This is a genomic window from Massilia sp. LMS1-1-1.1 (assembly GCF_040815535.1).
In the GTDB taxonomy this organism is placed as follows: Bacteria; Pseudomonadota; Gammaproteobacteria; order Burkholderiales; family Burkholderiaceae_D; genus Janthinobacterium; species Janthinobacterium aestuarii.
The window spans coordinates 747,258-769,487 of the sequence record NZ_JBFPNG010000012.1; the positions used below are offsets into that span (position 1 = coordinate 747,258).

At 65.9% G+C, this 22,230-nt stretch carries 12 protein-coding genes; all 12 read left to right on the top strand.

Translation table 11 applies throughout. From position 1 onward, the window contains the following. Nucleotides 1-7: 7 nt before the first annotated feature. The 12 genes from MRBLMS1_RS13385 (at nt 8) to recD (ending at nt 22,152) form a co-directional block, all read left to right on the top strand. Complete coding sequence (locus tag MRBLMS1_RS13385; RefSeq protein ID WP_485879702.1) at nt 8-1,954, top strand: bifunctional 5-dehydro-2-deoxygluconokinase/5-dehydro-2-deoxyphosphogluconate aldolase; 1,947 nt, start codon at nt 8-10, stop codon at nt 1,952-1,954. Further along, complete coding sequence (gene iolD / locus MRBLMS1_RS13390) at nt 1,951-3,783, top strand: 3D-(3,5/4)-trihydroxycyclohexane-1,2-dione acylhydrolase (decyclizing) (RefSeq protein WP_485879703.1); 1,833 nt, start codon at nt 1,951-1,953, stop codon at nt 3,781-3,783. The genes MRBLMS1_RS13385 and iolD overlap by 4 nt, the downstream gene beginning before the upstream one ends. Further along, nucleotides 3,780-4,700 (top strand): myo-inosose-2 dehydratase, encoded by a 921-nt coding sequence (gene iolE, locus MRBLMS1_RS13395; protein WP_456149375.1) that lies wholly within the window; start codon nt 3,780-3,782, stop codon nt 4,698-4,700. The genes iolD and iolE overlap by 4 nt, the downstream gene beginning before the upstream one ends. Beyond that, the gene (gene iolB / locus MRBLMS1_RS13400) at nt 4,697-5,494 is read left to right on the top strand and encodes a 5-deoxy-glucuronate isomerase (RefSeq protein WP_485879704.1); all 798 of its coding nucleotides are present in this window, start codon (nt 4,697-4,699) and stop codon (nt 5,492-5,494) included. Before iolE ends, iolB begins: the two co-directional genes overlap by 4 nt. A 14-nt stretch (nt 5,495-5,508) precedes the next feature. Beyond that, nucleotides 5,509-7,008 carry a CoA-acylating methylmalonate-semialdehyde dehydrogenase gene (locus tag MRBLMS1_RS13405; RefSeq protein ID WP_485879705.1) on the top strand — a complete coding sequence of 500 codons (1,500 nt, stop codon included), beginning with the start codon at nt 5,509-5,511 and terminating at the stop codon, nt 7,006-7,008. Nucleotides 7,009-7,082: 74 nt separating this feature from the next. Beyond that, nucleotides 7,083-7,721: an ANTAR domain-containing response regulator gene (locus MRBLMS1_RS13410; protein ID WP_070303064.1), complete on the top strand. Its 639-nt coding sequence runs from the start codon at nt 7,083-7,085 to the stop codon at nt 7,719-7,721. A 157-nt stretch (nt 7,722-7,878) separates the two neighbouring features. Further along, nucleotides 7,879-9,057 carry a CmpA/NrtA family ABC transporter substrate-binding protein gene (locus MRBLMS1_RS13415; RefSeq protein ID WP_485879706.1) on the top strand — a complete coding sequence of 393 codons (1,179 nt, stop codon included), beginning with the start codon at nt 7,879-7,881 and terminating at the stop codon, nt 9,055-9,057. Nucleotides 9,058-9,071: 14 nt separating this feature from the next. Continuing rightward, nucleotides 9,072-9,851, top strand: coding sequence for a uroporphyrinogen-III C-methyltransferase (gene cobA, locus MRBLMS1_RS13420; RefSeq protein WP_485879707.1), 780 nt, complete (start codon nt 9,072-9,074; stop codon nt 9,849-9,851). Between the two features lie 142 nt (nt 9,852-9,993). Next, nucleotides 9,994-13,026 carry a CHASE domain-containing protein gene (locus MRBLMS1_RS13425; RefSeq protein ID WP_485879708.1) on the top strand — a complete coding sequence of 1,011 codons (3,033 nt, stop codon included), beginning with the start codon at nt 9,994-9,996 and terminating at the stop codon, nt 13,024-13,026. Between the two features lie 75 nt (nt 13,027-13,101). After that, on the top strand, nt 13,102-16,533 hold the full coding sequence (gene recC, locus MRBLMS1_RS13430) for an exodeoxyribonuclease V subunit gamma (protein ID WP_485879709.1): 3,432 nt from the start codon (nt 13,102-13,104) through the stop codon (nt 16,531-16,533). After that, nucleotides 16,530-20,189 carry an exodeoxyribonuclease V subunit beta gene (recB, locus tag MRBLMS1_RS13435; protein WP_485879710.1) on the top strand — a complete coding sequence of 1,220 codons (3,660 nt, stop codon included), beginning with the start codon at nt 16,530-16,532 and terminating at the stop codon, nt 20,187-20,189. Before recC ends, recB begins: the two co-directional genes overlap by 4 nt. After that, nucleotides 20,179-22,152, top strand: a complete 1,974-nt coding sequence (recD, locus tag MRBLMS1_RS13440; RefSeq protein WP_485879711.1) for an exodeoxyribonuclease V subunit alpha — start codon at nt 20,179-20,181, stop codon at nt 22,150-22,152. The genes recB and recD overlap by 11 nt, the downstream gene beginning before the upstream one ends. Nucleotides 22,153-22,230: the final 78 nt, after the last annotated feature.

Consider the following 22,230-nt stretch of genomic DNA (forward strand, 5'->3'; position numbering starts at 1 on the left):
GATAGCCATGAATAATTCCACACAATTCGCCCAGGGCCGCGCGCTCGACGTGATCTGCCTGGGCCGCCTGGCGGTGGATCTGTACGCGCAGCAGATCGGCAGCCCCCTGGAAGACGCGACCAGTTTCGCCAAGTACCTGGGCGGCTCGTCGGCGAACATCGCCTTCGGCACGGCCCGCCTGGGCTTGAAGTCGGCCATGCTGTCGAAAGTGGGCGACGACCACATGGGCCGTTTCCTCACCGACACCCTGTCGAAAGAGGGCTGCGACGTCAGCCACGTGGGCATCGACCGCGACCGCCTGACGGCTTTAGTCATGCTGGGCATCAAGGACAAGAACACCTTTCCCCTGATTTTCTACCGTGAAAATTGCGCCGACATGGCCATCGACGCCGCGTCGGTGGATGCGGCTTTCATTGCGTCGAGCAAAGCGCTGTTGATCACCGGCACGCATTTCTCCACGGCTGCCACGCACACTGTCAGCACGCAGGCATTGCAGCTGGCCCGTGCCAACAATGTGCGCACCGTGCTCGACATCGATTACCGGCCCGTGCTGTGGGGTTTGTCGGGCAAGGCCGATGGCGAAACGCGTTTCGTTTCGAACGAAGGCGTGACCAAGCATCTGCAAAGCATCCTGCCGCAATTCGACCTGATCGTCGGCACGGAAGAGGAATTCATGATCGCCGGCGGCGGCGCGGACATCATGGCGTCCTTGCGCGCCGTGCGGGCCGCCACCCTGGCCACTTTGGTCGTCAAACGGGGCCCGCTGGGCAGCGCCGTCATCGACAATGTGGTGCCGCACAGCCTCGATGATGCATATAACTACCGTGGCGTGCGCGTGGAAGTGCTCAACGTGCTGGGCGCGGGCGACGCGTTTCTGTCGGGCTTCCTGAAAGGCTGGCTGCGCGGCGAGGATTACGAAGCGTGCTGCCGCTACGCGAATGGCTGCGGCGCCCTCGTCGTGTCGCGCCACGGCTGTGCGCCGGCCATGCCGTCACCCGTCGAGCTTGACTATTTCCTCGCCAACGCGGCCAAACTGACGCAGCCGGACCAGGACGCCACCTTGTCGCGCCTGCACCGCACGACGGTGGCGCGCAAAGAGTGGGATGAGTTGTGCGTATTTGCCTTTGACCACCGCACGCAATTCTTTGAGCTGGCGCAACAGACGGGCGCGCCCGAGTCGGCCATTGCGGCCTTGAAACAATTGATGGTGCAAGCCGTGGCACAGACGGAAACGGCCTTGCAGCTGGCCGGCAAGACGGGCGTGCTGATCGATGGCCGCTATGGCGTCGATGCGCTCAACGATGCGACGGGACGTGGCTGGTGGATAGGCCGTCCCGTGGAATTGCCGGGATCGAATCCGCTGCAATTCGACTGGGGCCGTTCCATCGGTTCGCACCTGCTCAGCTGGCCCAAGGAACACGTGATCAAATGCCTGGTGCAATTGCACCCGGACGATGCCGTGGAAAACCGGCTGGAACAGGAAGCGCAGATCAAGGCACTGTACGATGCGGCGCAAGTGAGCGGTCACGAACTATTGCTCGAAGTCATACCGTCGGAAGCCTTGCCGCACGGCGACGATACGGTCTTGCGCGCCGTCAAGCGTTTGTACAACCTCGGCATTTACCCGGAATGGTGGAAGCTGGAAAGCATGTCAGCCCAGCAATGGCAAGCCATCGATGCCCTCGTGCACGAGCGCGATCCGTATTGCCGTGGCGTCGTCCTGCTGGGTTTGAACGCGCCGATTGCGGCCCTGGCCGACAGTTTCGAGCAAGCCAGCGCCAGCACGACGTGCAAGGGTTTCATGGTGGGGCGCACCATCTTCCAGGAACCGAGCCGCCGCTGGCTGGCTGGCGAACTTGACGATGCCGGCCTGATCGCCGCCGTGCGCGCCAACTTCGAGCAGCTCATTACCTTGTGGCAGCGTACGCGCAACCGTCTGGAGCGTGCGGCATGAAGACCACCACGATCCGTTTGACCATGGCCCAAGCCCTGGTGCGCTACTTGGCCGCCTTGCGGGTGGAAGGGGGCGAACCTTTGTTCGGCGGCGCTTTTGCCATCTTTGGTCACGGCAACGTGGCGGGCCTGGGCGAGGCGCTGTACCAGTACCGCGACAGCTTCCCGACTTACCGCGCGCACAACGAACAGGCGATGGCGCATTCGGCCATCGCCTATGCCAAAGCCCACATGCGCCGGCGCATGATGGCGGTGACCAGTTCCATCGGCCCGGGCGCCACCAACCTGCTGACGGCCGCCGCGCTGGCGCACGTGAACCGCCTGCCCGTGCTCTTGCTGCCCGGCGACGTCTTCGTCTCGCGCGCGCCCGACCCGGTGCTGCAGCAACTGGAAGATGGCACGGATGGCAGCGTTTCCGTCAACGATGCGTTCAAGCCGCTGTCGCGCTACTTTGACCGCATCGTCTATCCGGAGCAGTTGCTCACCGCCTTGCCGCGCGCCATTGCCGCCTTGACGGATCCGGCCGCCTGCGGCCCCGTGACCTTGTCCCTGCCGCAAGACGTGCAGACGATGGCGTATGACTATCCCGTGGATTTCTTTGAACCGCGCATCGTGCGTTTCCGCGCCGTGCCGCCTGTCGAGCAGGAACTGGAAGAGGCGGCAGCGTTGTTGAAGCACGCGAAGCAGCCGCTGATACTGGCCGGTGGCGGCGTGCTGTACGGAAAAGCCAGCGCCGCCTTGCAGGCGTTTGCCGAGCGCCATGGCATACCCGTGGCGGAAACCCAGGCCGGTAAAAGTTCTCTGCCATGGAACCATCCGCTGCAGCTGGGCGCCATCGGCGTGACGGGCTCGCCTGCGGCCAACAGCCTGGCAGCGGACGCGGACGTGGTGCTGGCCGTCGGCACGCGCCTGCAGGATTTCACGACCGGTTCCAACTCCCTGTTTGCGCAGGCGCAACTGGTCAGCCTGAACGTCAACAGTTTTGACGCCCTGAAACGCCGCGGCCTGGGCTTGCAGGCGGACGCGACACTCGGTTTGCAAGGCCTGTCGCGGCTGCTGGGCAGCTGGAATAGCGCGGGCCAGTGGATGGACCGGGCGCAGCAGGCAGGGAACGCGTGGCGCGAGACAGTCAAAAGCATCACGGGCCGGCGCGACGTGGCCGGCTTGCCGTACGACGGCGAAGTCATCGGCGCCGTGCAACGTTCTTCAGCGGACTCGACCAGCAACGATATCGTCGTCTGCGCGGCGGGCACCTTGCCGGCCGAGCTGCACAAGCTGTGGCGGACAAGCACGCCGGGCGGCTACCACATGGAGTACGGCTACTCGTGCATGGGTTACGAGATCGCCGGTGGCCTCGGCGTCAAGATGGCGAAACCGGAATCGGAAGTCATCGTCATGGTGGGCGACGGCAGCTATCTGATGATGAATTCGGAAATCGCCACGTCCGTCATGCTGGACAAAAAACTCATCATCGTCGTGCTCGACAACCGGGGCTATGGTTGCATCAACCGCCTGCAGCAGGCCTGCGGCAACCCTTCGTTCAACAATATGTTGCCCGACAGCGCACCGCATATCGACTTTGCCCTGCATGCGCAATCGCTGGGCGCGCTGTCCGAACACGTGGCAAACATTGCCGAGCTGGAGCAGGCGATGCTGCGCGCTCGCGCCGCACCACGCACCTATTTGATTTGCATCGATACAGACGACACGCGCACGACCGAAGACGGCGGTTGCTGGTGGGAAGTGGCCGTGCCCGAGGTTTCCACGCAGCCAGCCGTGCAAGCTGCGCGTGCCTGTTATGAACTTGAACGCCAAGGACAACAACAATGAACGCACCGACATGGAATGTGAAGATCGGCATCAACCCGATCTCGTGGATGAACGACGACTTGCCGAGCCTGGGTGGCGAAACGCCTTTGGAAACGGCGTTGAAAGAGGGCGCCGAGATCGGCTACGTGGGTTTTGAGCTGGGCAACAAGTTTCCGAAAGATGCCCCGGCCCTGAACGCGGTGCTGGGCAAATACAATCTCGCCTGTGTTTCCGGCTGGTATTCGGGCCGGCTGGCGCACCGCTCGGTCGAAGACGAGATCGCCGCCGTCGGCCCGCATTTGCGCTTGCTGGCCGACAGCGGCGCCACCGTCATGGTCTACGGCGAAGTGGCCGACGCCATCCAGGGCGAAGCGCGCCCGCTGTATAAACGCCCGCGTTTCCAGTCGCAGCAGCAATGGCAGGACTACGCCAACAAATTGACGGCCTTTGCTGCCCATCTGCTCGCGCATGGCGTGCGCCTCGCGTATCACCATCACATGGGCGCCTACGTGGAAACGCCGGCGGACGTGGACCAGTTGATGGCTTTGACGGGAGCCGAGGTCGGCTTGCTGTTCGACACGGGCCACATCACGTTTGCGGGCGGCGATGCGCTGGCGGTGCTCAACAAGCATATCGACAGGATTTGCCATGTGCATTGCAAGGACGTGCGCCCCAACGTGGTGAAACTGGCGCGCAATGGCCACTGGAGTTTCTTGCAGGCAGTCATCAATGGCGCCTTTAGCGTACCGGGCGACGGCAGCATCGACTTTCCCGCCATCCTCACGCGTTTATATCTGCACGGCTACGAAGGCTGGCTGGTGGTGGAGGCGGAGCAAGACCCGGCCGTCGCGCCCAGCTACGAATACGCGAAGATGGGCCATGACTACCTGGCCAAGCTCGTCGAGGCCATTCCGCGCCTGGGCCGGGAGGCGGCATGAGCCCGCTGCTGGTGAAAGCGGCCAAGGCCGGCGGCAAGATCGTCGAGGTGACGCCCGAGTCGGCTGGCTGGACGCATGTCGGTTTCGCCGCGCACCGGCTTCAAGCGGGCGAATCGCTGAGCCTGGACACGGGCAAGCGCGAGCTGTGCATCGTTGTGCTGACGGGTACGGTCACCGTACAGGCCGGTGGACAGCAGTGGCGCGAGATCGGTCACCGCCAAAGCGTCTTTGAGGACCGCTCGCCGTACGCCGTGTATGTCCCGCTGGATACAGCGGTCGGCATCACGGCAGTGAGCAATGCCGAGGTCGGACTTTGCAGCGCGCCCGCCACGACCCGCCGTCCGGCGCGCCTGATCGAGCCAGCTTCCATGACGCGCTCCGTGCGCGGCAGGGGCGCGAATACCCGCTATGTGTGCGACATCCTGCCGCAGACGGCCGAGGCCGATGGCTTGCTGGTGGTCGAGGTGGTCACGCCATCGGGCCATTCGTCGAGCTATCCGCCGCACAAGCACGACAGCGACAACGTGCCGCTGGAAAGCTCACTGGAAGAAACCTATTACCACCGCCTCAATCCCGAGCAGGGCTTTGCCTACCAACGGGTCTACACGGATGACCGTTCCATCGATGAAGCCATGGCCGTGGAAAACCACGACGTGGTAATGGTGCCCAGGGGCTACCACCCCGTGACCGTGCCGTATGGCTACGATGGCTATTACCTGAACGTGATGGCGGGCCCCAAGCGGGTCTGGCATTTCAAGAACGACCCGGCCCATGACTGGCTGATGACGAAATAACCTAGGACAAGACAATGACGACCCCGATGATTGGCCACTTTATTGGTGGCAACCCGATGGCTTCGCGCTCCGAGCGCACGAGCGATGTGTTCAATCCCGCCACGGGCGCCGTGACGGCCAAGGTGGCGCTGGCCACGCCTTCCGAACTGAACGCGGCCGTGGCCGCCGCCCATGCAGCGTTTCCCGCCTGGTCGCAAACGTCGCCGCTGCGCCGCGCCCGGGTCATGTTCAAATTCAAGGAATTGCTGGAAGAGCACTCGGATCAACTGGCCGCGCTGATCACGGCGGAGCACGGCAAAGTGTTTACGGATGCCAAAGGGGAAGTGACGCGCGGCATCGAAGTGGTGGAATTTGCCTGCGGCATCCCGCAAATGATGAAGGGGGAGTATTCGGAACAGGTGGCCGGCGGCATCGATGCCTGGTCGATTCGTCAGGCGCTCGGCGTGTGCGTCGGCATCACGCCATTCAACTTTCCCGTCATGGTGCCGATGTGGATGTTCCCGATGGCGATTGCCTGCGGCAATACGTTCGTATTGAAACCGTCCGAGCGCGACCCGTCGGCCAGCCTGCTGCTGGCGCAATTGCTGACGGACGCGGGCTTGCCCGATGGCGTCTTCAATGTGGTGCAGGGTGACAAGGAAGCCGTGGACGGCTTGCTGCATCACCCGGACGTGCGCGCCGTCAGTTTCGTCGGTTCCACGCCGATTGCCGAATATATCTATGCGACCGGCTGCGCGCAGGGCAAGCGTGTGCAAGCCTTGGGTGGCGCGAAGAACCACATGGTCGTCATGCCCGACGCGGACATTGCCCAGACGGTCGACGCGCTGATGGGCGCGGCATTTGGCTCGGCCGGCGAGCGCTGCATGGCCATTTCCGTCGTCGTGGCGGTGGGCAATGTGGCGGACCAGCTGGTCGAAGCCTTGGTGCCGCGCATTGCCGCCCTGAAAATTACGCAGGGCATGGATCTGTCGGCAGAGATGGGCCCCGTCGTGACACAAGTGCACAAGGAGAAGATCGCCGGCTACATCGCCAAAGGGGTGGAAGAGGGCGCCAAGCTGGTCAGTGATGGGCGAGGTTTCGTGCTGCCCGGCCACGAGCAAGGGTTCTTCCTCGGCGGCAGCCTGTTCGACCACGTCACGCCGGACATGACGATCTACAAGGAGGAAATCTTCGGGCCCGTGCTGTGCATCGTGCGCGTGCCGGACTTTACGACGGCGCTGGACCTGGTCAACGCGCATGAGTACGGCAATGGCACGGCCATCTACACGCGCGATGGCAACACGGCGCGCGAATACACGCACAGGGTGCAGGTGGGCATGGTCGGCGTGAACGTGCCGATTCCCGTGCCGATGGCTTTCCACAGCTTCGGCGGCTGGAAGCGCAGCCTGTTTGGCGACCATCATGCGCATGGCCCGGAATCCGTGCGCTTCTACACGAAACAGAAGGCCGTCACGCAGCGCTGGCCCGCATCGACGGCCGCCGGCGCCGAGTTTGCCATGCCGACCCTGAAGTAAAGTACCGTGTAAACCCGGCTGGTTCGCTTCTTGCTTACTGCAATGGTTGTGTTTAGCCATTGCAGATCGCTCCCATGACGTCCAGCCGTACCCAGCCTTTGCGCATCGTTGTCGTCAACACCATTGTCGAGCACGGCGTGCACGAGAATGCGGCCTTGGCTGCCCAGGTGCAGCGCGGCAATGCCTTGCGCATCGGCTTGCTGGAATCGGGCTTCGACATCGTCGCCTCGCTGCCAGCCGACCTCTACCTTCCCGAGCGCATCGCGCAACTGCAGCCTGACCTCATCATCATCGATGCCGAATCGGACGCGCGCGACGTTCTCGAGCACATCGTCATCGCCACGCGCGACGAGCGCCGCCCCATCGTGCTGTTTACCGAAGACGGCGCCACGGCCAGCATCGATGCGGCCATGGCGGCCGGCGTGTCCGCGTATATCGTGGCCGGCCTGCATGCCGAGCGCATCCTGCCCGTGCTGAACGTGGCCCTGGCGCGCTTTCGCCAGGAAGAAAAACTGCGCGCCGAATTGCTCGACACGCGGCACAAGCTGCTCGAGCGCAAGGTGATCGAACGGGCCAAGGGCTTGTTGATGACGCATCACGGCTTGACGGAAGACCAGGCTTACCAGCGCTTGCGCAGCATGGCCATGAACAAGAAACTCAAACTGGCGGACATTGCCCAGCGTATCCTCGACGTGGAGGACTTGCTGGGATGAAACGCGCATTTCCTGACACATGCTGGTGCAGCGCACCATTCCAGTGCATTTTCAGCTGCCTGGGACCGGCCATGCACAGGCACGGTCCTTGCTGCTGGATGGCTATGGCCTTGCCCATGTCGGCGCGGCAAAACAGTACTTATCAGCAAGGAATGGTATGACACAGCAAGCGGGCACGAGTGCCCACGCGATGCGCTCCATGCATCCGGAAAAACAGACGATACGCATCGGCTACCTGCCGCTGACCGATTGCGCCTCGCTGGTGATGGCGTCAAAACTGGGCCTCGATGAAAAATACGGCATCAAGATCGAACTGAGCCGGGAGATGTCGTGGGCCGGCGTGCGCGACAAATTGAACAGCGGCGAACTCGACGCTGCCCACGTGCTGTACGGTCTCGTGTATGGCGTGCAGATGGGCATCGGCGGGCAACAGCACGACATGGCCGTGCTGATGAACCTCAATCACAGCGGCCAGGCCGTGACCTTGTCGGCGGCGCTGGCGCGCGAGGGCGCCCACGATGGACCATCGCTGGCGCGGCACATGCGCGCCGCGGCGCGGCCATTTGCGTTTGCGCATACTTTCCCGACCGGCAACCACGCGATGCTGCTGCAATACTGGCTGGCCGCGCATGGCATCGATCCGCTGCGCGACGCGCGCGTGATGACGGTGCCGCCGTCGCAAATGGTGGCCGCCTTGCGCGCGGGCCAGATGGATGGCTTTTGCGCCGGGGAACCGTGGGGCTACAAGGCCATCGTCGATGGCGTGGGCGTGACGGCCACCACCAGCGGCGCCATCTGGCCCGACCATCCGGGCAAGGTGCTGGGCACCAGCGCCGCGTTTGCGCAGCGGCATCCGAACAGCTGCCGTGCCCTGATTGCCGCCGTGCTCGAGGCGGGGCGCTGGATCGACGCCAGCGACACCAACCGGCTGGCCATGGCGGCCGCCCTGGCCGAGCCCGCTTATCTGCATACGCCGCAGGAAACCCTGGCGCCGCGCATCCTCGGCCATTACCAGGATGGCCTGGGCAAGACCTGGCACGAGGCGCACGGCTTGAAGTTTTACGGCGATGGCGCCGTCAATTTCCCGTATTTGTCGGACGGCATGTGGTTCATGACCCAGCACCGGCGCTGGGGCTTGCTGCGTGACGAACCCGATTACCTGGCCGTGGCGCGCCAGGTCAACCGCATCGACCTGTACCGCCAGGCGGCGGAGATGACGGCCACGCCATTGCCGGCATCTCCGATGCGCAGCTCGACCCTGTGCGACGGCGTCGTGTGGGACGGCAGCGCGCCGGAAGCGTACGCGGCATCGTTTGCCATCGGCCACTTTTTCTGATTGGAGAGTGCATCATGGCGCAATGTGGTAGCGTGACCCTGGTCGGCGCCGGTCCCGGCGACCCGGACCTGCTGACCCTCAAGGCGGTGAAAGCCATCGCGCGGGCCGACGTGGTGCTGATCGACGACCTCGTCAATCCAGCCATCCTCGCGCATGCGGCACACGGCGTGCGCGTGGTCGAGGTGGGCAAGCGGGGCGGCTGCGCGTCCACGCCGCAGGCGTTCATCGAGCGCCTGATGCTGTCCGAGGCGCGCGCCGGCCTGCACGTGGTGCGCCTGAAAGGGGGTGACCCGTATTTGTTCGGACGGGGCGGCGAAGAGCGCGCCTACCTGCGCAGCCACGGCGTGGCCGTCGAGGTGATACCCGGCATCAGCAGCGGCCTGGCCGCGCCATCGTCCATCGGTGTGCCGCTCACGCACCGTGGCTGGAGCCAGGGCGCCATCTTCGTCACGGGCCACGGCAAGGATGCCGCGTCCGAGCCGCACTGGTCTGCGCTGGCGCAAAGCGGCTTGACGCTCGTCATCTACATGGGCGTGGCCAGGGTGGCGACCATCCAGGCCGGCTTGCTGGCCGGCGGCATGGCGCCCGGCACGCCCGTGGCCGTGGTGCAATCGGCCAGCCTGGCCGCCCAGCGCCAGTTGCTGAGCACCTTGCAACGCTTGCCGGATGATCTGCTGGCCAGCGGCCTGGGCAGTCCCAGCATCATCGTCGTCGGCGACGTGGTGCGCTGCGCCGATGCCTGGGATGACCATGGCGCCGGCGCCTTGCTGGCCGGGGCACTGCGGGAAGCTTGAGCACCCGGTGTTTCCAGTGCAAGCAGCGTACGCGCTTTTTTTCTTCCACAAGCGCGTCGGGCATGAGCTTTGATAGTATCCTCGTACTTGCTGGGCGGCCGCAGCGCCGTCCATTCGAGGAAACCGGAATAAGCGATCGACAATGCACACTTTGAGCAAGGGCGGGGCGGGATCAGGTATCAGGATATGGGCGGGCGGCCTGTTGCTGGCCCTGGCGGTGGGCGGCGCCCTGTATGCGGGCGCGGCGCGCACAGTCAATGACGACGCCGAACAGCGTTTCGACAATCTCACGCATGGTGCCCAGCACAGCCTGATCACGCGCGTAAAAAGCTATTCCGACCTGCTGCGCGGCCTCGAAGCCCTGTTTCGCACCAGCGAGCATCTGACGCGCCGCCAGTTCCACGATTACGTGACCGGCCTCGATATCGTGCGCCAGTTCCCGGCCATCGAATCGGTCAACTACGCGACAGCCGTCCCGTCGGCACAGCGCGCCGCCTTCATCGAAGCCGTGCGCAAAGACACCAGTCTGGCGCCGCGCGGCTATCCCGGCTTCACCATCCGGCCCGCGGGGGAGCGTCCGGAATACACGGTGCTCACCTACCTGGAACCCGATTCCCTGCTGTCCGAACGCATGGGCGTCGACATCGGCGCCAACCCGCTGGTAGCGCAGTCGCTGGCGCAGGCGCGCGACAGCGGCAAGGTGAGCGCATCGGGGCAGGTGATCATGATCAAGGGGCCACCCGCGCACGTGGGCCTGGGCATGCGCCTGCCCGTGTACCGCAATGGCATGCCGCAGGGCAGCGTAGCGGAGCGCCGCGCCGCCTACCAGGGTTCCGTCGGCATCGGCTTTGGCGTGGCGCAGCTGGTGCACAGCGCGCTCGAACGCAGCGCCCTGGAACCGCTGCACCTGACTCTGTACAGCGCGGCCGGCCCTTTGCCGGCCAGCGGGGCCCTGTCCATCACGCCGCAGGACCGCCTGCTGTTCAACGATGATGGCGACCTGGCTGCGGCGCCGCCGCAACCGGGCAGCGATGCCGATTATTTCGACCAGGTGCTGCCCGTCGCTTACCAGGGCGGCCTGTGGAAAGCCCATTTCCGCGTGCGCAAGGCGGAGCTGTACAGCCCCTTCGACCGCTACTTCCCATGGCTGGCGCTGGCCGTCGGCGTGGCCGGCACCTTGCTCATTTATGGCTACATCTTTACCCTGTACCGTTCGCGCCGCAACGCCGTGGCGCAGCGCACCCTGCTCGATACGGTGCTCGATAGCGTCGATGCCTACGTCTACATGAAGGATGCCGACCTGCGCTACCGCTACGTGAATGCGCGCACGGCCACCATCCTGGGCCGTCCGGCGGAGCAGCTGATCGGCCGCCAGGATGGCGAGTTGATGCTGGGCGACGCGGCCGCCGCCGCGCAGCTGACCGAGCGCCAGGTGTTCGACAGCGGCGCCAAGTTCGTCGGCGAGGAGCGCTTCGTCGATGCGCAAGGGCAGGTGCATCACCTGTGGAGCGTGAAGGTGCCGCTGGGCTTGCCCGGTCCCGTCACGGGCCTGATCGGCCTGTCCACCGACGTGACGGAACTGCATCGCCTGAAAGAGCAGGCCGACGCGGCCAGCCAGGCCAAGAGTGACTTCCTGTCGAACATGAGCCATGAAATCCGCACGCCGATGAATAGCATCATCGGCATGGCGCACCTGGCGCTGAAATCGGTGGCCGACGCGCGCCAGCGCGACTACCTGCAAAAAATCTATCATTCGGGCCAGCATTTGCTGGGCCTGATCAACGATATCCTCGATTTTTCCAAGATCGAGGCGGGCAAGCTGGAACTCGAGGTGCTGGACTTCCGCCTCGACACCCTGCTGGCGAACATCGCCAGCCAGCTGGGCGACGCGGCCGCCGTCAAGGGCCTGGCGCTGCAGTTCGATATCGCGCCGGAGCTGCCGCAGCGCTGGCGCGGCGACCCGCTGCGCCTGGAGCAGGTCTTGCTGAACCTGACCAGCAACGCCATCAAGTTTTCCGACAATGGCAGCATCTTCGTGCGCGTACGCCAGTCCGAGGAGCGCGGCAGCCACGCCATGCTGCGCTTCGAGGTGCAGGACCGCGGCATCGGCATGAAGCAGGAAGAGGTGGCGCAGCTGTTCCGCTCCTTCCACCAGGCCGACCCGTCGACCACGCGCAAGTATGGCGGCAGCGGCCTGGGGCTGGTGATCAGCAAACAGCTGGTGGAGCTCATGGGTGGCAAGGTGGGCGTGTACAGCCAGCCGGGCCTGGGCAGCACCTTCTGGTTCACGGCGCGCCTGGAGAAAAGCGCGCAGGCGTCCGACGAGCACATTGCCGAAGTCGAGCCGGAAGTATTGGGCGTGATACGCGGCGCATCCATCCTGCTGGTCGAAGACAACGTCTTCAGCCAGCAGGTGGGTTGCGAATTGCTGGAAGACGCCGGCGCCACGGTCTGCGTCGCCGGAAATGGCCGCGAAGCGCTGGAATTGCTGGCCCGCCAGCGCTACGACTGCGTGCTGATGGACGTGCAGATGCCGGAGATGGATGGCTTCGAAACGACGCGCCGCATCCGCGCCGACCCGAAACTCACAGGCCTGCTGGTGATCGCCATGACGGCCAACGCGGGCAGCGAAGACCGCGCCCGCTGCCTGGCGGCGGGCATGGATGAATTCGTGACCAAGCCGATCGCCCCGAATCTGCTGTTTCACCTGCTGGCGAAATGGTTCCGTCTGCGCGGCGGCATCGGCAACATCGGCCGCATGCGCGCAAGCGACAGGCAGGCACCGGCAGCGCCGTCATCGGCCGCGACGCCGGAATTGCGCGACACGGCCATCCTCGACCTGGCCACCCTGGCCCTCACGTTCAGCAATGACGCCGTGAAGATGCGCAAATACACCCAGCTGTTTCTCGACACGGCGCGCGACGGCATCGCCGAAATGGAGCAGGCCATGGCGTTGGAAGATCTGGGGCGCCTGGCCGACCTGGGCCACCGCAGCAAATCGTCGGCGCTGGCCGTGGGCGCCCATGCCTTTGCGGGCCTGTGCACGTCGATCGAAGGCTTGCGCGTGGGCGGCGACCTGCAGCAGGCGCGCGTCTTGCTGACGGCCCTGAGGCCGGCGCTGGCGCAGGTGGCGGAACAAATTTCCGTCGAATTTGCCGCCAGCGACACCCCCTGACGCAAGCAGCGGCGATAATAGGCGTTTGACGTCTCCGGCCACCGGGCCGGAGGCGCGGCAACCCATCGGATCAGCATGCATACACCCGTCACGCCCGGCCTCCTCATCCTGCACGGCAACCAGCTGGAACAGCTGCGCGCCGCCGTCTTCCAGTGGCTGCGCCAGCATCCGCTGGCGCCGCTGGAAACGGACATCTTCCTGGTGCAGTCGAACGGCGTGGCCGAATGGCTGAAGATCGCCCTGGCCGAGGAAATGGGCGTGTGCGCCGCCACGCGCATCGCGCTGCCGGCGCGCCTGCTGTGGGAAAGCTACCGGGGCATGCTGGGGCGCGACAGAGTCCCGCGCGTGTCGCCGTTCGACAAGTCCCCGCTGACGTGGCGTTTGATGCGCCTGTTGCCATCGCTGCTGGCCGACCCCGTGTTCGCGCCGCTGCGCTACTTCCTGGCCGACGGCGATTGCGAACGCCGGCTGCAGCTTGCCGAGCGCCTGGCCGACCTGTTCGACCAGTACCAGGTCTACCGCGCCGACTGGCTGGCCGATTGGGCGGCCGGGCGCGACCAGTTGCGCACGGCGCGCGGTGAATCCATCGTTTTGAAGGACGACCAGCGCTGGCAGGCGCAGTTGTGGCGCGCCGTGGCGGCCGACGTCGAGGAGTTCGAGCGCGACACGGGCCGTGCCGACATTCACGACGCCTTTCTGGCGGCGATCGCCGCCGGCGCCGCGCCCGTAGGCAAGCTGCCGCGCAGGGTCGTGCTGTTTGGCGTGTCTGCCTTGCCATACCAGACCTTGCAGGCGCTGGCCGCGCTGGCGCGCCACACGCAGGTGGTGCTGGCCGTACCCAACCCGTGCCAGTTCTACTGGGGCGACATCATCGATGGGCGCGACTTGCTGCGCGCGGAAAACAAGCGCCAGCGCCAGCGCAACGGCACCGACCTGGCCGGGATTCCGCTCGAGGAACTGCATGCGCACAGCCACCCGCTGCTGGCCAGCTGGGGCAGGCAAGGGCGCGATTTCATCCGTATGCTCGACGAATTCGACGAACACGCGCAAGCCGAGGGGCGCGACGACAGCCTGCGCATCGACCTGTTTGGCGAGGAAACGGGCGAGACCCTGCTGCAGCAGGTGCAGGTGGCCATCCGCGAACTGCGTCCGCTGGCCGAGCATGAGCAAACGCCGCCCGATGCCGGCGACCGCTCGGTCGAATTTCATGTGGCGCACAGCGTGCAGCGCGAAGTGGAAGTGCTGCACGACCAGCTGCTGGCCATGTTCGCGCACAGCGCCGACACGGGTTTGCGTCCGCGCGACGTGGTGGTGATGGTGCCCGACATCGACACGTTTACGGCCGCCATCCACGCCGTCTTCGGCCAGTACCGGCGCAACGACGAGCGTTTCATCCCGTTCGAGATCGGCGACGTGAAGGACCGCAGCGTGAACCCGCTGCTCGTCGCGCTCGAGTGGCTGCTGCAACTGCCGCAGCAGCGCTGCCGCCAGAGCGAAGTACGCGACCTGCTCGACGTGCCGGCGCTGGCCACCCGCTTCGGCTTGCAGCCGGACGACCTGGTCACCCTGGGCGCCTGGATCGAAGGGGCGGGCGTGCGCTGGGGCCTGGACCAGCATCACCGCAGCGGCCTGGGGCTGGGCGCGGCCGGCGAACAGAATGCGTGGATCTTCGGCGTGCGGCGCATGCTGCTCGGCTATGCCAGCGGCAGTGGCGCCAGCTTTGGCGGCATCGAGCCGTATGCGGAAGTGGGCGGCCTCGATGCGGCGCTGGCGGGCTCGCTGGCGCTGCTGGTCGAGGCGCTGCTGCACTGGCGCACCGTGCTGGCCGGCACGCGCACGCCAGCCGAGTGGGGCGTGCAGGCGCGCGCGCTGCTGGCCGCCTTCTTTGACGCCGACGACGAGGGCGACCGCCTGACCCTGGCGCAGCTGGAAGGCGCCTTGCAGGGCTGGCTGGAAACCTGCGAGCATGCTGGCTTTGTCGAGTCGGTGCCGCTGTCCGTGCTGCGCGTGGCGTGGCTGGGTGCACTGGACGAACCGACCCTGAACCATCAATTCGTCTCCGGCGGCGTGACGTTTTGCACCCTGATGCCGATGCGCGCCGTGCCGTTCCGCGTCGTGTGCCTGCTGGGCATGAACGATGGCGACTTCCCGCGCCGCGCGCAAAAGGCCGATTTCGATTTGCTGGCGCTGCCCGGCATGGCGCGCCCGGGCGACCGCTCGCGCCGCGACGATGACCGCTACCTGATGCTCGAAGCCTTGCTGGCCGCGCGCGACAAACTGTACGTGAGCTGGGTGGGGCGCAATGTGCGCGACAATTCCGAGCAGCCGCCATCCGTGCTCGTGTCGCAGCTGCGCGATTACCTGGCCGCCGGCTGGTCGCTGGACCGGCACCTGGTCTCGCTGACCACCGAGCACGCGCTGCAGCCGTTCAGCCGCCGCTATTTCGAAGCCGATGGCTTGCTGACGTACGCGCGCGAATGGCGCGTCGCGCATGCCGATGCCGATGCCGATGCACAGGTGCAGTCCGGGGAACTGGCGCTGGGTCCCTACGAACTCGATCCCGGCACGCGCTTGAAACTGGGCGAGCTGGCCAGCTTCTTGCGCCAGCCCGTCAAATACTTTTTCCGCCGCCGCTTGAGCGTGCACTTCGCCGATGCGGCCATGCTGGGCGAGGATGAAGAACCGTTCGGCCTGAATGCGCTCGAGCGCTATCTGCTGGAAGACACCATGCTGGACGACGGCGGCGCCGTGGAAGCCTTGGACGACGTGCGCCCCAGCCTGGAAGCGCGCGCGGAAAAGCTGGCGCGCGAAGGCGTGCTGCCGATCGGCCTGATCGGCCGGCAAGTGCAGGCGCAGCTGGTCGAGGCGCTGGTGCCCGTGCGCAGCGCATGGCTGTCCTTGCGCGCCTCGTTCCCGCTGGCGGCAGACAAGCGCGCCATCAACTTGCCGTTTGGCGAAGTGCAGATCGACGACTGGCTCGACAAATTGTGCAGCAACGGGCAGGAAACGGCCTGGCTGATGCAGATTTCCTCGAAAGTGACGGACAAGAGCGGCCTGGCGCGCGGCGACAAGCTGATGCTGATGTGGCTGCGCCAGCTGGCTGCCGCGGCCCTCGGTTTTCCCGTCACCGGTTACCTGGTGGCGCGCGACGCCATCGTCAGCATGGCGCCGCTCGATCCGGCCACGTCGCGCGACGCGCTGGCCACTTTGCTGGCGCTGTGGCGCGAAGGCATGAACCATCCGCTGCCCACGGCGTGCAAGACGGGCCTGGCGCTGGTGCAGCAGGGCGACCCGCGCGCCGTCTACGATGGCGGTTTTGACATGACTGGCGAGCGCGCGGAACTGTGTCTGGCCCGTCTGTGGCCCGAGTTTTCCGCGCTGGCCGCGGAGGAAGCGTGGGAAGACTGCACGCGCGAGCTGTATGGTCCGCTGGCCGGCTGGCTGCAACAGCACATCACGATCGACCCGATCAGCGCGCCCGATGATGGCGCGGGAGAAGAACAATGACGAGCCATTTGCTCAACCCCCTGGCATTCCCGCTTCACGGCTCGCGCCTGATCGAAGCGTCGGCCGGTACCGGTAAAACCTGGACCATCGCCGCGCTGTACGTGCGTCTCGTGTTGGGGCATGGCGACGACGACAGCCGCTTTACGCGTCCGCTGCTGCCGGCCGACATCCTCGTGATGACGTTTACCCGCGCCGCCACGCGCGAATTGTCGAACCGCGTGCGCGAGCGCCTGATCGAGGCGGCCGCTTATTTTCGCCACGAATCCGGCGGCAGCGACCCGTTTCTCGACGCCTTGCTCGAGTCCTATCCGGACGAGAGCGAGCGGCAAAAGGCCGCGCACCGGCTGATGCTGGCCGCCGAGACGATGGATGAAGCGGCCATTTTCACCATCGACGCCTGGTGCCAGCGCATGCTGCGCGAGCATGCGTTCGACAGCGGCAGCTTGTTCGACGAAGAACTGGTCAGCGACGAGCAAGCCCTGTTCGAGGATGCGGCCCACGATTACTGGCGCCAGCAAGTCTACCCCTTGCCGCCGCAGGCGCTCGACGTGCTGCTGGCCTGCTGGCCCGACGTCGGCGCGCTGAAGAAGGGCGCGCGCGAGCTGGCGCGCCGCGCGGACATCATGCGCATGGCGGACGAAGAGCCGTTATCCATGCTGATCGCGCGCGAACAGCGGGCGCTGGCCGCGCAGCTGGCCACCCTGAAGGCGGGCTGGGTCGAGCGCGTGGACCAGATGGCCGTGTGGATCAACGACCACCGCGCGGCCAATCCCAAGTGTTTTAATGGCGTCAAGATGAAGCCGGAGAACCTGGCGAAGTGGTTCGACGGCTTGCGTAAATGGGCGCAAGACCCGCTGTTGCTGCTGCCGACCATCACGGCCAAGGCGTGGGAACGCCTGACACCGTTCGGCATCGAGGATGCGTTTGCCAAGAGTTTCACGGCCCAGGTACCCGAGTGCTTCGAGCATACGGAGGCGCTGGGGATCGCCCTGGCGGGTATCACGCCGCTGGCGCACAAGCTGCACCTGCATGCGGCGGCGGCCATCGCGCGGCGCATGGATCAGTTAAAACGCCAGTCGCGCCAGTTCGGCTTTGCCGACATGCTGCAGCGCCTGCACGACGCGCTGGCCGGCGAGAATGGCGCGGCCCTGCGCCAGCGCATCATCGACCAGTATCCGCTGGCCATGGTCGATGAATTCCAGGATACGGCGCCGGCCCAGTACCAGATTTTCAACCTGCTGTACCGGATTGCCGACAACGATCCGGCCCTGGGCCTGTTCCTGATCGGCGACCCGAAGCAGTCGATCTACGGTTTTCGCGGCGCCGACATCCAGAGTTACCTGGCGGCGCGGCGCGCCACCACCGGGCGCCACTATCAGCTGGGTACCAACTACCGCTCGACGGCGCCGCTGGTGGCGGCCGTCAACCAGCTGTTCCTGCACGCGGAGCGCAACGAGGTGCCGGCCGGCGCCTTCCGCTACCGTAAAGGGGGCGAGAATCCGCTGCCGTTCGAGGCCGTCGATGCCAAGGGCCGCGCCGAACACCTGGTGAACGCCAGCGGCCCGCTGCCGGCCCTGCTGGCCGCCTGTGCCAGCGATGAAGCGCTGCGCGGCGACAGCTACCGCGAGTATTTCGCGCAGCACTGCGCCGAACATATCGTCGCCATGCTGGGCGATCCGCAGGCCGGTTTTACGGGCCCCGATGGTTTTGTGCGCTTGCAGCCGGCCGACGTGGCCATCCTCGTGCGCGACCGCAAGGAGGCGGCCGCCATCCGCCGCGCACTGGCGCGCCGCCGTGTCGCCAGCGTCTACCTGTCCGACAAGGATTCCGTCATCGACAGCGAGGAAGCGCAAGACGTGCTGCGCTGGCTGGCGGCGCTGGCCAATCCACTCGACGGGGGACTGGCGCGCGCCGCGTTTGCCACGCGCACCATCGGCCTGTCGCTGGGCGAGCTGGCGCGCCTGTCGAGCGACGAATTGGAATGGGAACGCCGGGTCGAGCAACTGAAGGCCCTGCACCTGATCTGGCAGCGCCAGGGCGTGCTGGCCATGCTGCGCCGCTTCATCCACGAATTGCAGCTGCCCGCCATGCTGCTGCAGCAGACGGGCGGCGAGCGGCGTTTGACGAATCTGCTGCACCTGGCCGAACTGCTGCAATCGGCCAGCCGCCAGCTCGATGGCGAGCAGGCGCTGATACGCTGGCTGGCCGAGCAGATCGCCGGCGAAGGCGAAAATGGCGACGAGCGCGTGCTGCGCCTGGAAAGCGATGCGGAACTGGTGAAAGTCATCACCGTGCACAAGTCGAAAGGGCTCGAATACCCGCTCGTGTATCTGCCGTTCGCCGTCACGGCGCGCAAGGTGGATAAGCGCAACCGCAGCTTCTTCGAGTATGCGGGCGACGATGGCGAACGCCGCCTCGACCTGTCCTTGTCTGACGAGGCCATGGCGTTTGTGGAAGAGGCGCGCATCGAGGAAGACTTGCGCCTGCTGTACGTGGCCCTGACGCGGGCGCGCCACTTCCTGTGGCTGGGCGTGGCTGCGCAAGCCGCACGCAAGGCGGGCGAGAACACCTTGCACGAATCGGCGCTCGGCTATCTGCTGACGGGCGGCGACAAGCTGCCGTTCGAGCAGTTGCTGCTGCGCTGGCAGCAGGTGGCGGGCGATTGCGACGCCATCTATGTCAGCACCTTGGGGCAGCCCGACGCCTGCACGGTGCTGGACCGCATCGAGCGGCGCCCCGAACTGCGGCCCGCGCCCGTGTTCACGGGCGAATTCGAGCGTGACTGGTCGGTGGGCAGCTTTACATCGCTGACGCGCCAGATCGGCGCCGTGACGGCCGCGCACGTGCCGCAGCGGGCGCTGGAAGAAACCTTGCTGGAAGATGGCACGGCTGTCGCCGTGACCTCGCCGATGCACATGGGCGACGCGCCCTGGCACCGCTTCCCGCGCGGCTCCGTGCCCGGCAATTTCCTGCACGAGCAGCTCGAGTGGATGGGCAGCGAAGGGTTTGACAGCGTCCACGATGACAACTTCGACACGCGCCTGGCCGCGCGCTGCGAGCGCTCGGGCTGGGGCCACCGCCAGGACGACGCCATCGCCTGGCTCAGGGAAATCGCCATCACGCCGCTGCCGCTGCTCGATGCCTCGCTGTCGCAGCTGGACAGCACCCTGTCCGAGATGGAGTTCTGGTTCCCCAGCGAGCATCTGTCCACGGCCGCGCTCGACCAGCTGTGCACGCGTTTGCTGCTCGACGGCGCGCCGCGTCCCGTGCTGCCGCGGCGCCAGCTGCACGGCATGCTGAAGGGTTTTGCCGACCTGGTCATCGAACACGATGGCCGCTACTGGGTGCTCGACTACAAGTCGAACGCGCTGGGCGCCAACGACGCGGCCTACCACACGCAGGCGCTGGCGGCCGGCATGGCGCAGCACCGCTACGATATCCAGGGCGCCATCTACATGCTGGCCCTGCACCGGTTGCTGAAAAGCCGGCTCGGTGACGCCTACGACCCGGCCGAGCACCTGGGCGGCGCCATTTTCCTGTTTTTGCGCGGCATCGCGAATGCGGACACGCATGGCTGCTACTGGCTGGCGCCGCAGCTGGAACTGCTGGACGGCCTCGATCAACTGTTAGAAGAAACGGAACACCATGCAGCATAACGCGCAGTTGGATACCCTGCAGATGGATGCCTTGTTCAGCCATATCGATGGCGTTGCCGAGGGTGGCCACCTGCGCCGCCTGAGCGCCGCCTTTGCCCGCTTCATCGGCACGCTGGACGAGGGCGCGCCGAATGCGTCCGCCGTGGCCGTGGCCTGCGTCGTGCTGTCCGAGCTGGAAGGACGGGGGCACAGCTGTTTGATGCTGTTTGAGCTGGCCAGCGAACCGTCGCAGTTGCTGGGCTGGAGCGAGGAGCTGTGGCATGCGGTGCTGGCCGTCTCCGGTCCGCTGCCGGACAGTGTCGAGGGCTGGCGCGCGCTGCTGGCCGGCGCGCCGCAGGTGTGGCAGGTGGGCGCGGCCGACGTGCGCCAGCCGCTGGTGCTCGATGGCGACCGTCTGTATTTGCGCCGCTACTGGCGCGACGAAAGCCTGGTGGGCGAAAAAATCGCTGCGCGCGCGCAGGATTTGACCAACCCGCCTCTGGCGCAGGTGCGGCAATGGCTCGACATCCTGTTCGACCAGCCCACGCAGGACGGTGGCCCGGACTGGCAAAAAGTGGCGTGCGCCATCGCCCTGCGCGGCAAGGTGGCCATCATCACGGGCGGCCCGGGGACGGGCAAGACGTACACGGTGGCCAGTTTGCTCACCTTGCTGTTTGCCGTTTCGCCGCAGCCGGAGCAGTTGCGCATCGCGCTGGCCGCGCCGACGGGCAAGGCGGCCGCGCGCCTGAAGCAGTCGATCGACAAGGCTTTGGAGGGGCTGGCGGCCAAGGCGGGCGATGCGTTGCCCCTGCTGGAACTGGCGCGGCGCATGGGCGCGGCGCGTACCCTGCATAGCTTGCTGGGCGCGCGGCCCGATACGCGCGCCTTTGCCCACCACGCGGGCAATCCGCTCGATGTCGACGTGCTGATCGTCGATGAAGCGTCGATGGTGCACCTGGAGATGATGGCGTCCGTGCTCGACGCCTTGCCGCCCACGGCGATATTGATCCTGCTCGGCGACAAGGATCAATTGGCGTCCGTGGAAGCGGGCGCCGTGCTCGGTGACTTGTGCCACGACGCGCAGGCGGGCGGCTATACGGCCGCCACCATCGCGTATGCGCAGGCGGCCAGCGGCGTGGCCATTCCGCCCGACTTCGCGGGGGCGGCCGGCGCGCTGGCGCAGCAGACGGTGATGCTGCGCCACAGCCACCGTTTCAGCGGTCCGATCGGCGAACTGGCCTTGGCCGTGAATGGCGGCAGGCCCGATCTTGCCAAAGCCTGTTTTGCCGGCGACAGCGGCGGCCAGCTGGCGTGGAGCGTGAGCGCGCAGCCGGACGAGGTGCTGCGCCTTGCCTTGCGCGGGCGGGCCGATGCGCCGGGCGGCTACCAGCCCTACCTGGCGCTGGTGAATGCCGGCGAAGCGGCGTACGCGCAGCATGACGACTGGGTGCGCGCCGTGCTGCACGCTTTCGAGTCGTTCCGCATCCTGTGCGCCGTGCGCGAAGGCGAGTGGGGCGTGGCGGGCTTGAACACGGCCATCGAGCTGCGGCTGGAAAAGGAAGGCTTGATACGCCGCAGCGAATGGTATGTGGGCCGTCCCGTGATGGTCACGCGTAACGATTACGGTACGGGTGTGTTCAATGGCGACATCGGACTGACCTTGCGCGACCCCGCGCGGCCGGGATCATTGCGCGTGTACTTCCTGGAAGGCGAGAACGTGCGCAGCGTGCTGGCCACGCGCTTGCGCCACGTGGAGACGGCGTTCGCCATGACCGTGCATAAATCGCAGGGTTCGGAATTCCGGCACACGGTGCTGGTGCTGCCGCAGGAAGGCGGCGCCATGCTGGCGCGCGAACTGGTCTACACGGGCATCACGCGCGCGCGCGACTTCTTTACCCTCGTCTCGCCCACGCAGGCCGTGCTGTTCGACGCGATTCTGCGCCGTACGCAGCGGGCCAGCGGCTTGAGGGGGCTGATCGGCTGATAGGGCTCGACAGGTTTCTGCACAGAAATATATGTGTTGTATTCCGAATATTGATGATAATTGTTCCGATTTTTGTGT

Coding starts and splice junctions, on each gene's coding strand:
- MRBLMS1_RS13385 (WP_485879702.1), top strand. CDS start 8: ATGAATAATTCCACACAATTCGCCCAGGGCCGCGCGCTCGACGTGATC.
- iolD (WP_485879703.1), top strand. CDS start 1,951: ATGAAGACCACCACGATCCGTTTGACCATGGCCCAAGCCCTGGTGCGC.
- iolE (WP_456149375.1), top strand. CDS start 3,780: ATGAACGCACCGACATGGAATGTGAAGATCGGCATCAACCCGATCTCG.
- iolB (WP_485879704.1), top strand. CDS start 4,697: ATGAGCCCGCTGCTGGTGAAAGCGGCCAAGGCCGGCGGCAAGATCGTC.
- MRBLMS1_RS13405 (WP_485879705.1), top strand. CDS start 5,509: ATGACGACCCCGATGATTGGCCACTTTATTGGTGGCAACCCGATGGCT.
- MRBLMS1_RS13410 (WP_070303064.1), top strand. CDS start 7,083: ATGACGTCCAGCCGTACCCAGCCTTTGCGCATCGTTGTCGTCAACACC.
- MRBLMS1_RS13415 (WP_485879706.1), top strand. CDS start 7,879: ATGACACAGCAAGCGGGCACGAGTGCCCACGCGATGCGCTCCATGCAT.
- cobA (WP_485879707.1), top strand. CDS start 9,072: ATGGCGCAATGTGGTAGCGTGACCCTGGTCGGCGCCGGTCCCGGCGAC.
- MRBLMS1_RS13425 (WP_485879708.1), top strand. CDS start 9,994: ATGCACACTTTGAGCAAGGGCGGGGCGGGATCAGGTATCAGGATATGG.
- recC (WP_485879709.1), top strand. CDS start 13,102: ATGCATACACCCGTCACGCCCGGCCTCCTCATCCTGCACGGCAACCAG.
- recB (WP_485879710.1), top strand. CDS start 16,530: ATGACGAGCCATTTGCTCAACCCCCTGGCATTCCCGCTTCACGGCTCG.
- recD (WP_485879711.1), top strand. CDS start 20,179: ATGCAGCATAACGCGCAGTTGGATACCCTGCAGATGGATGCCTTGTTC.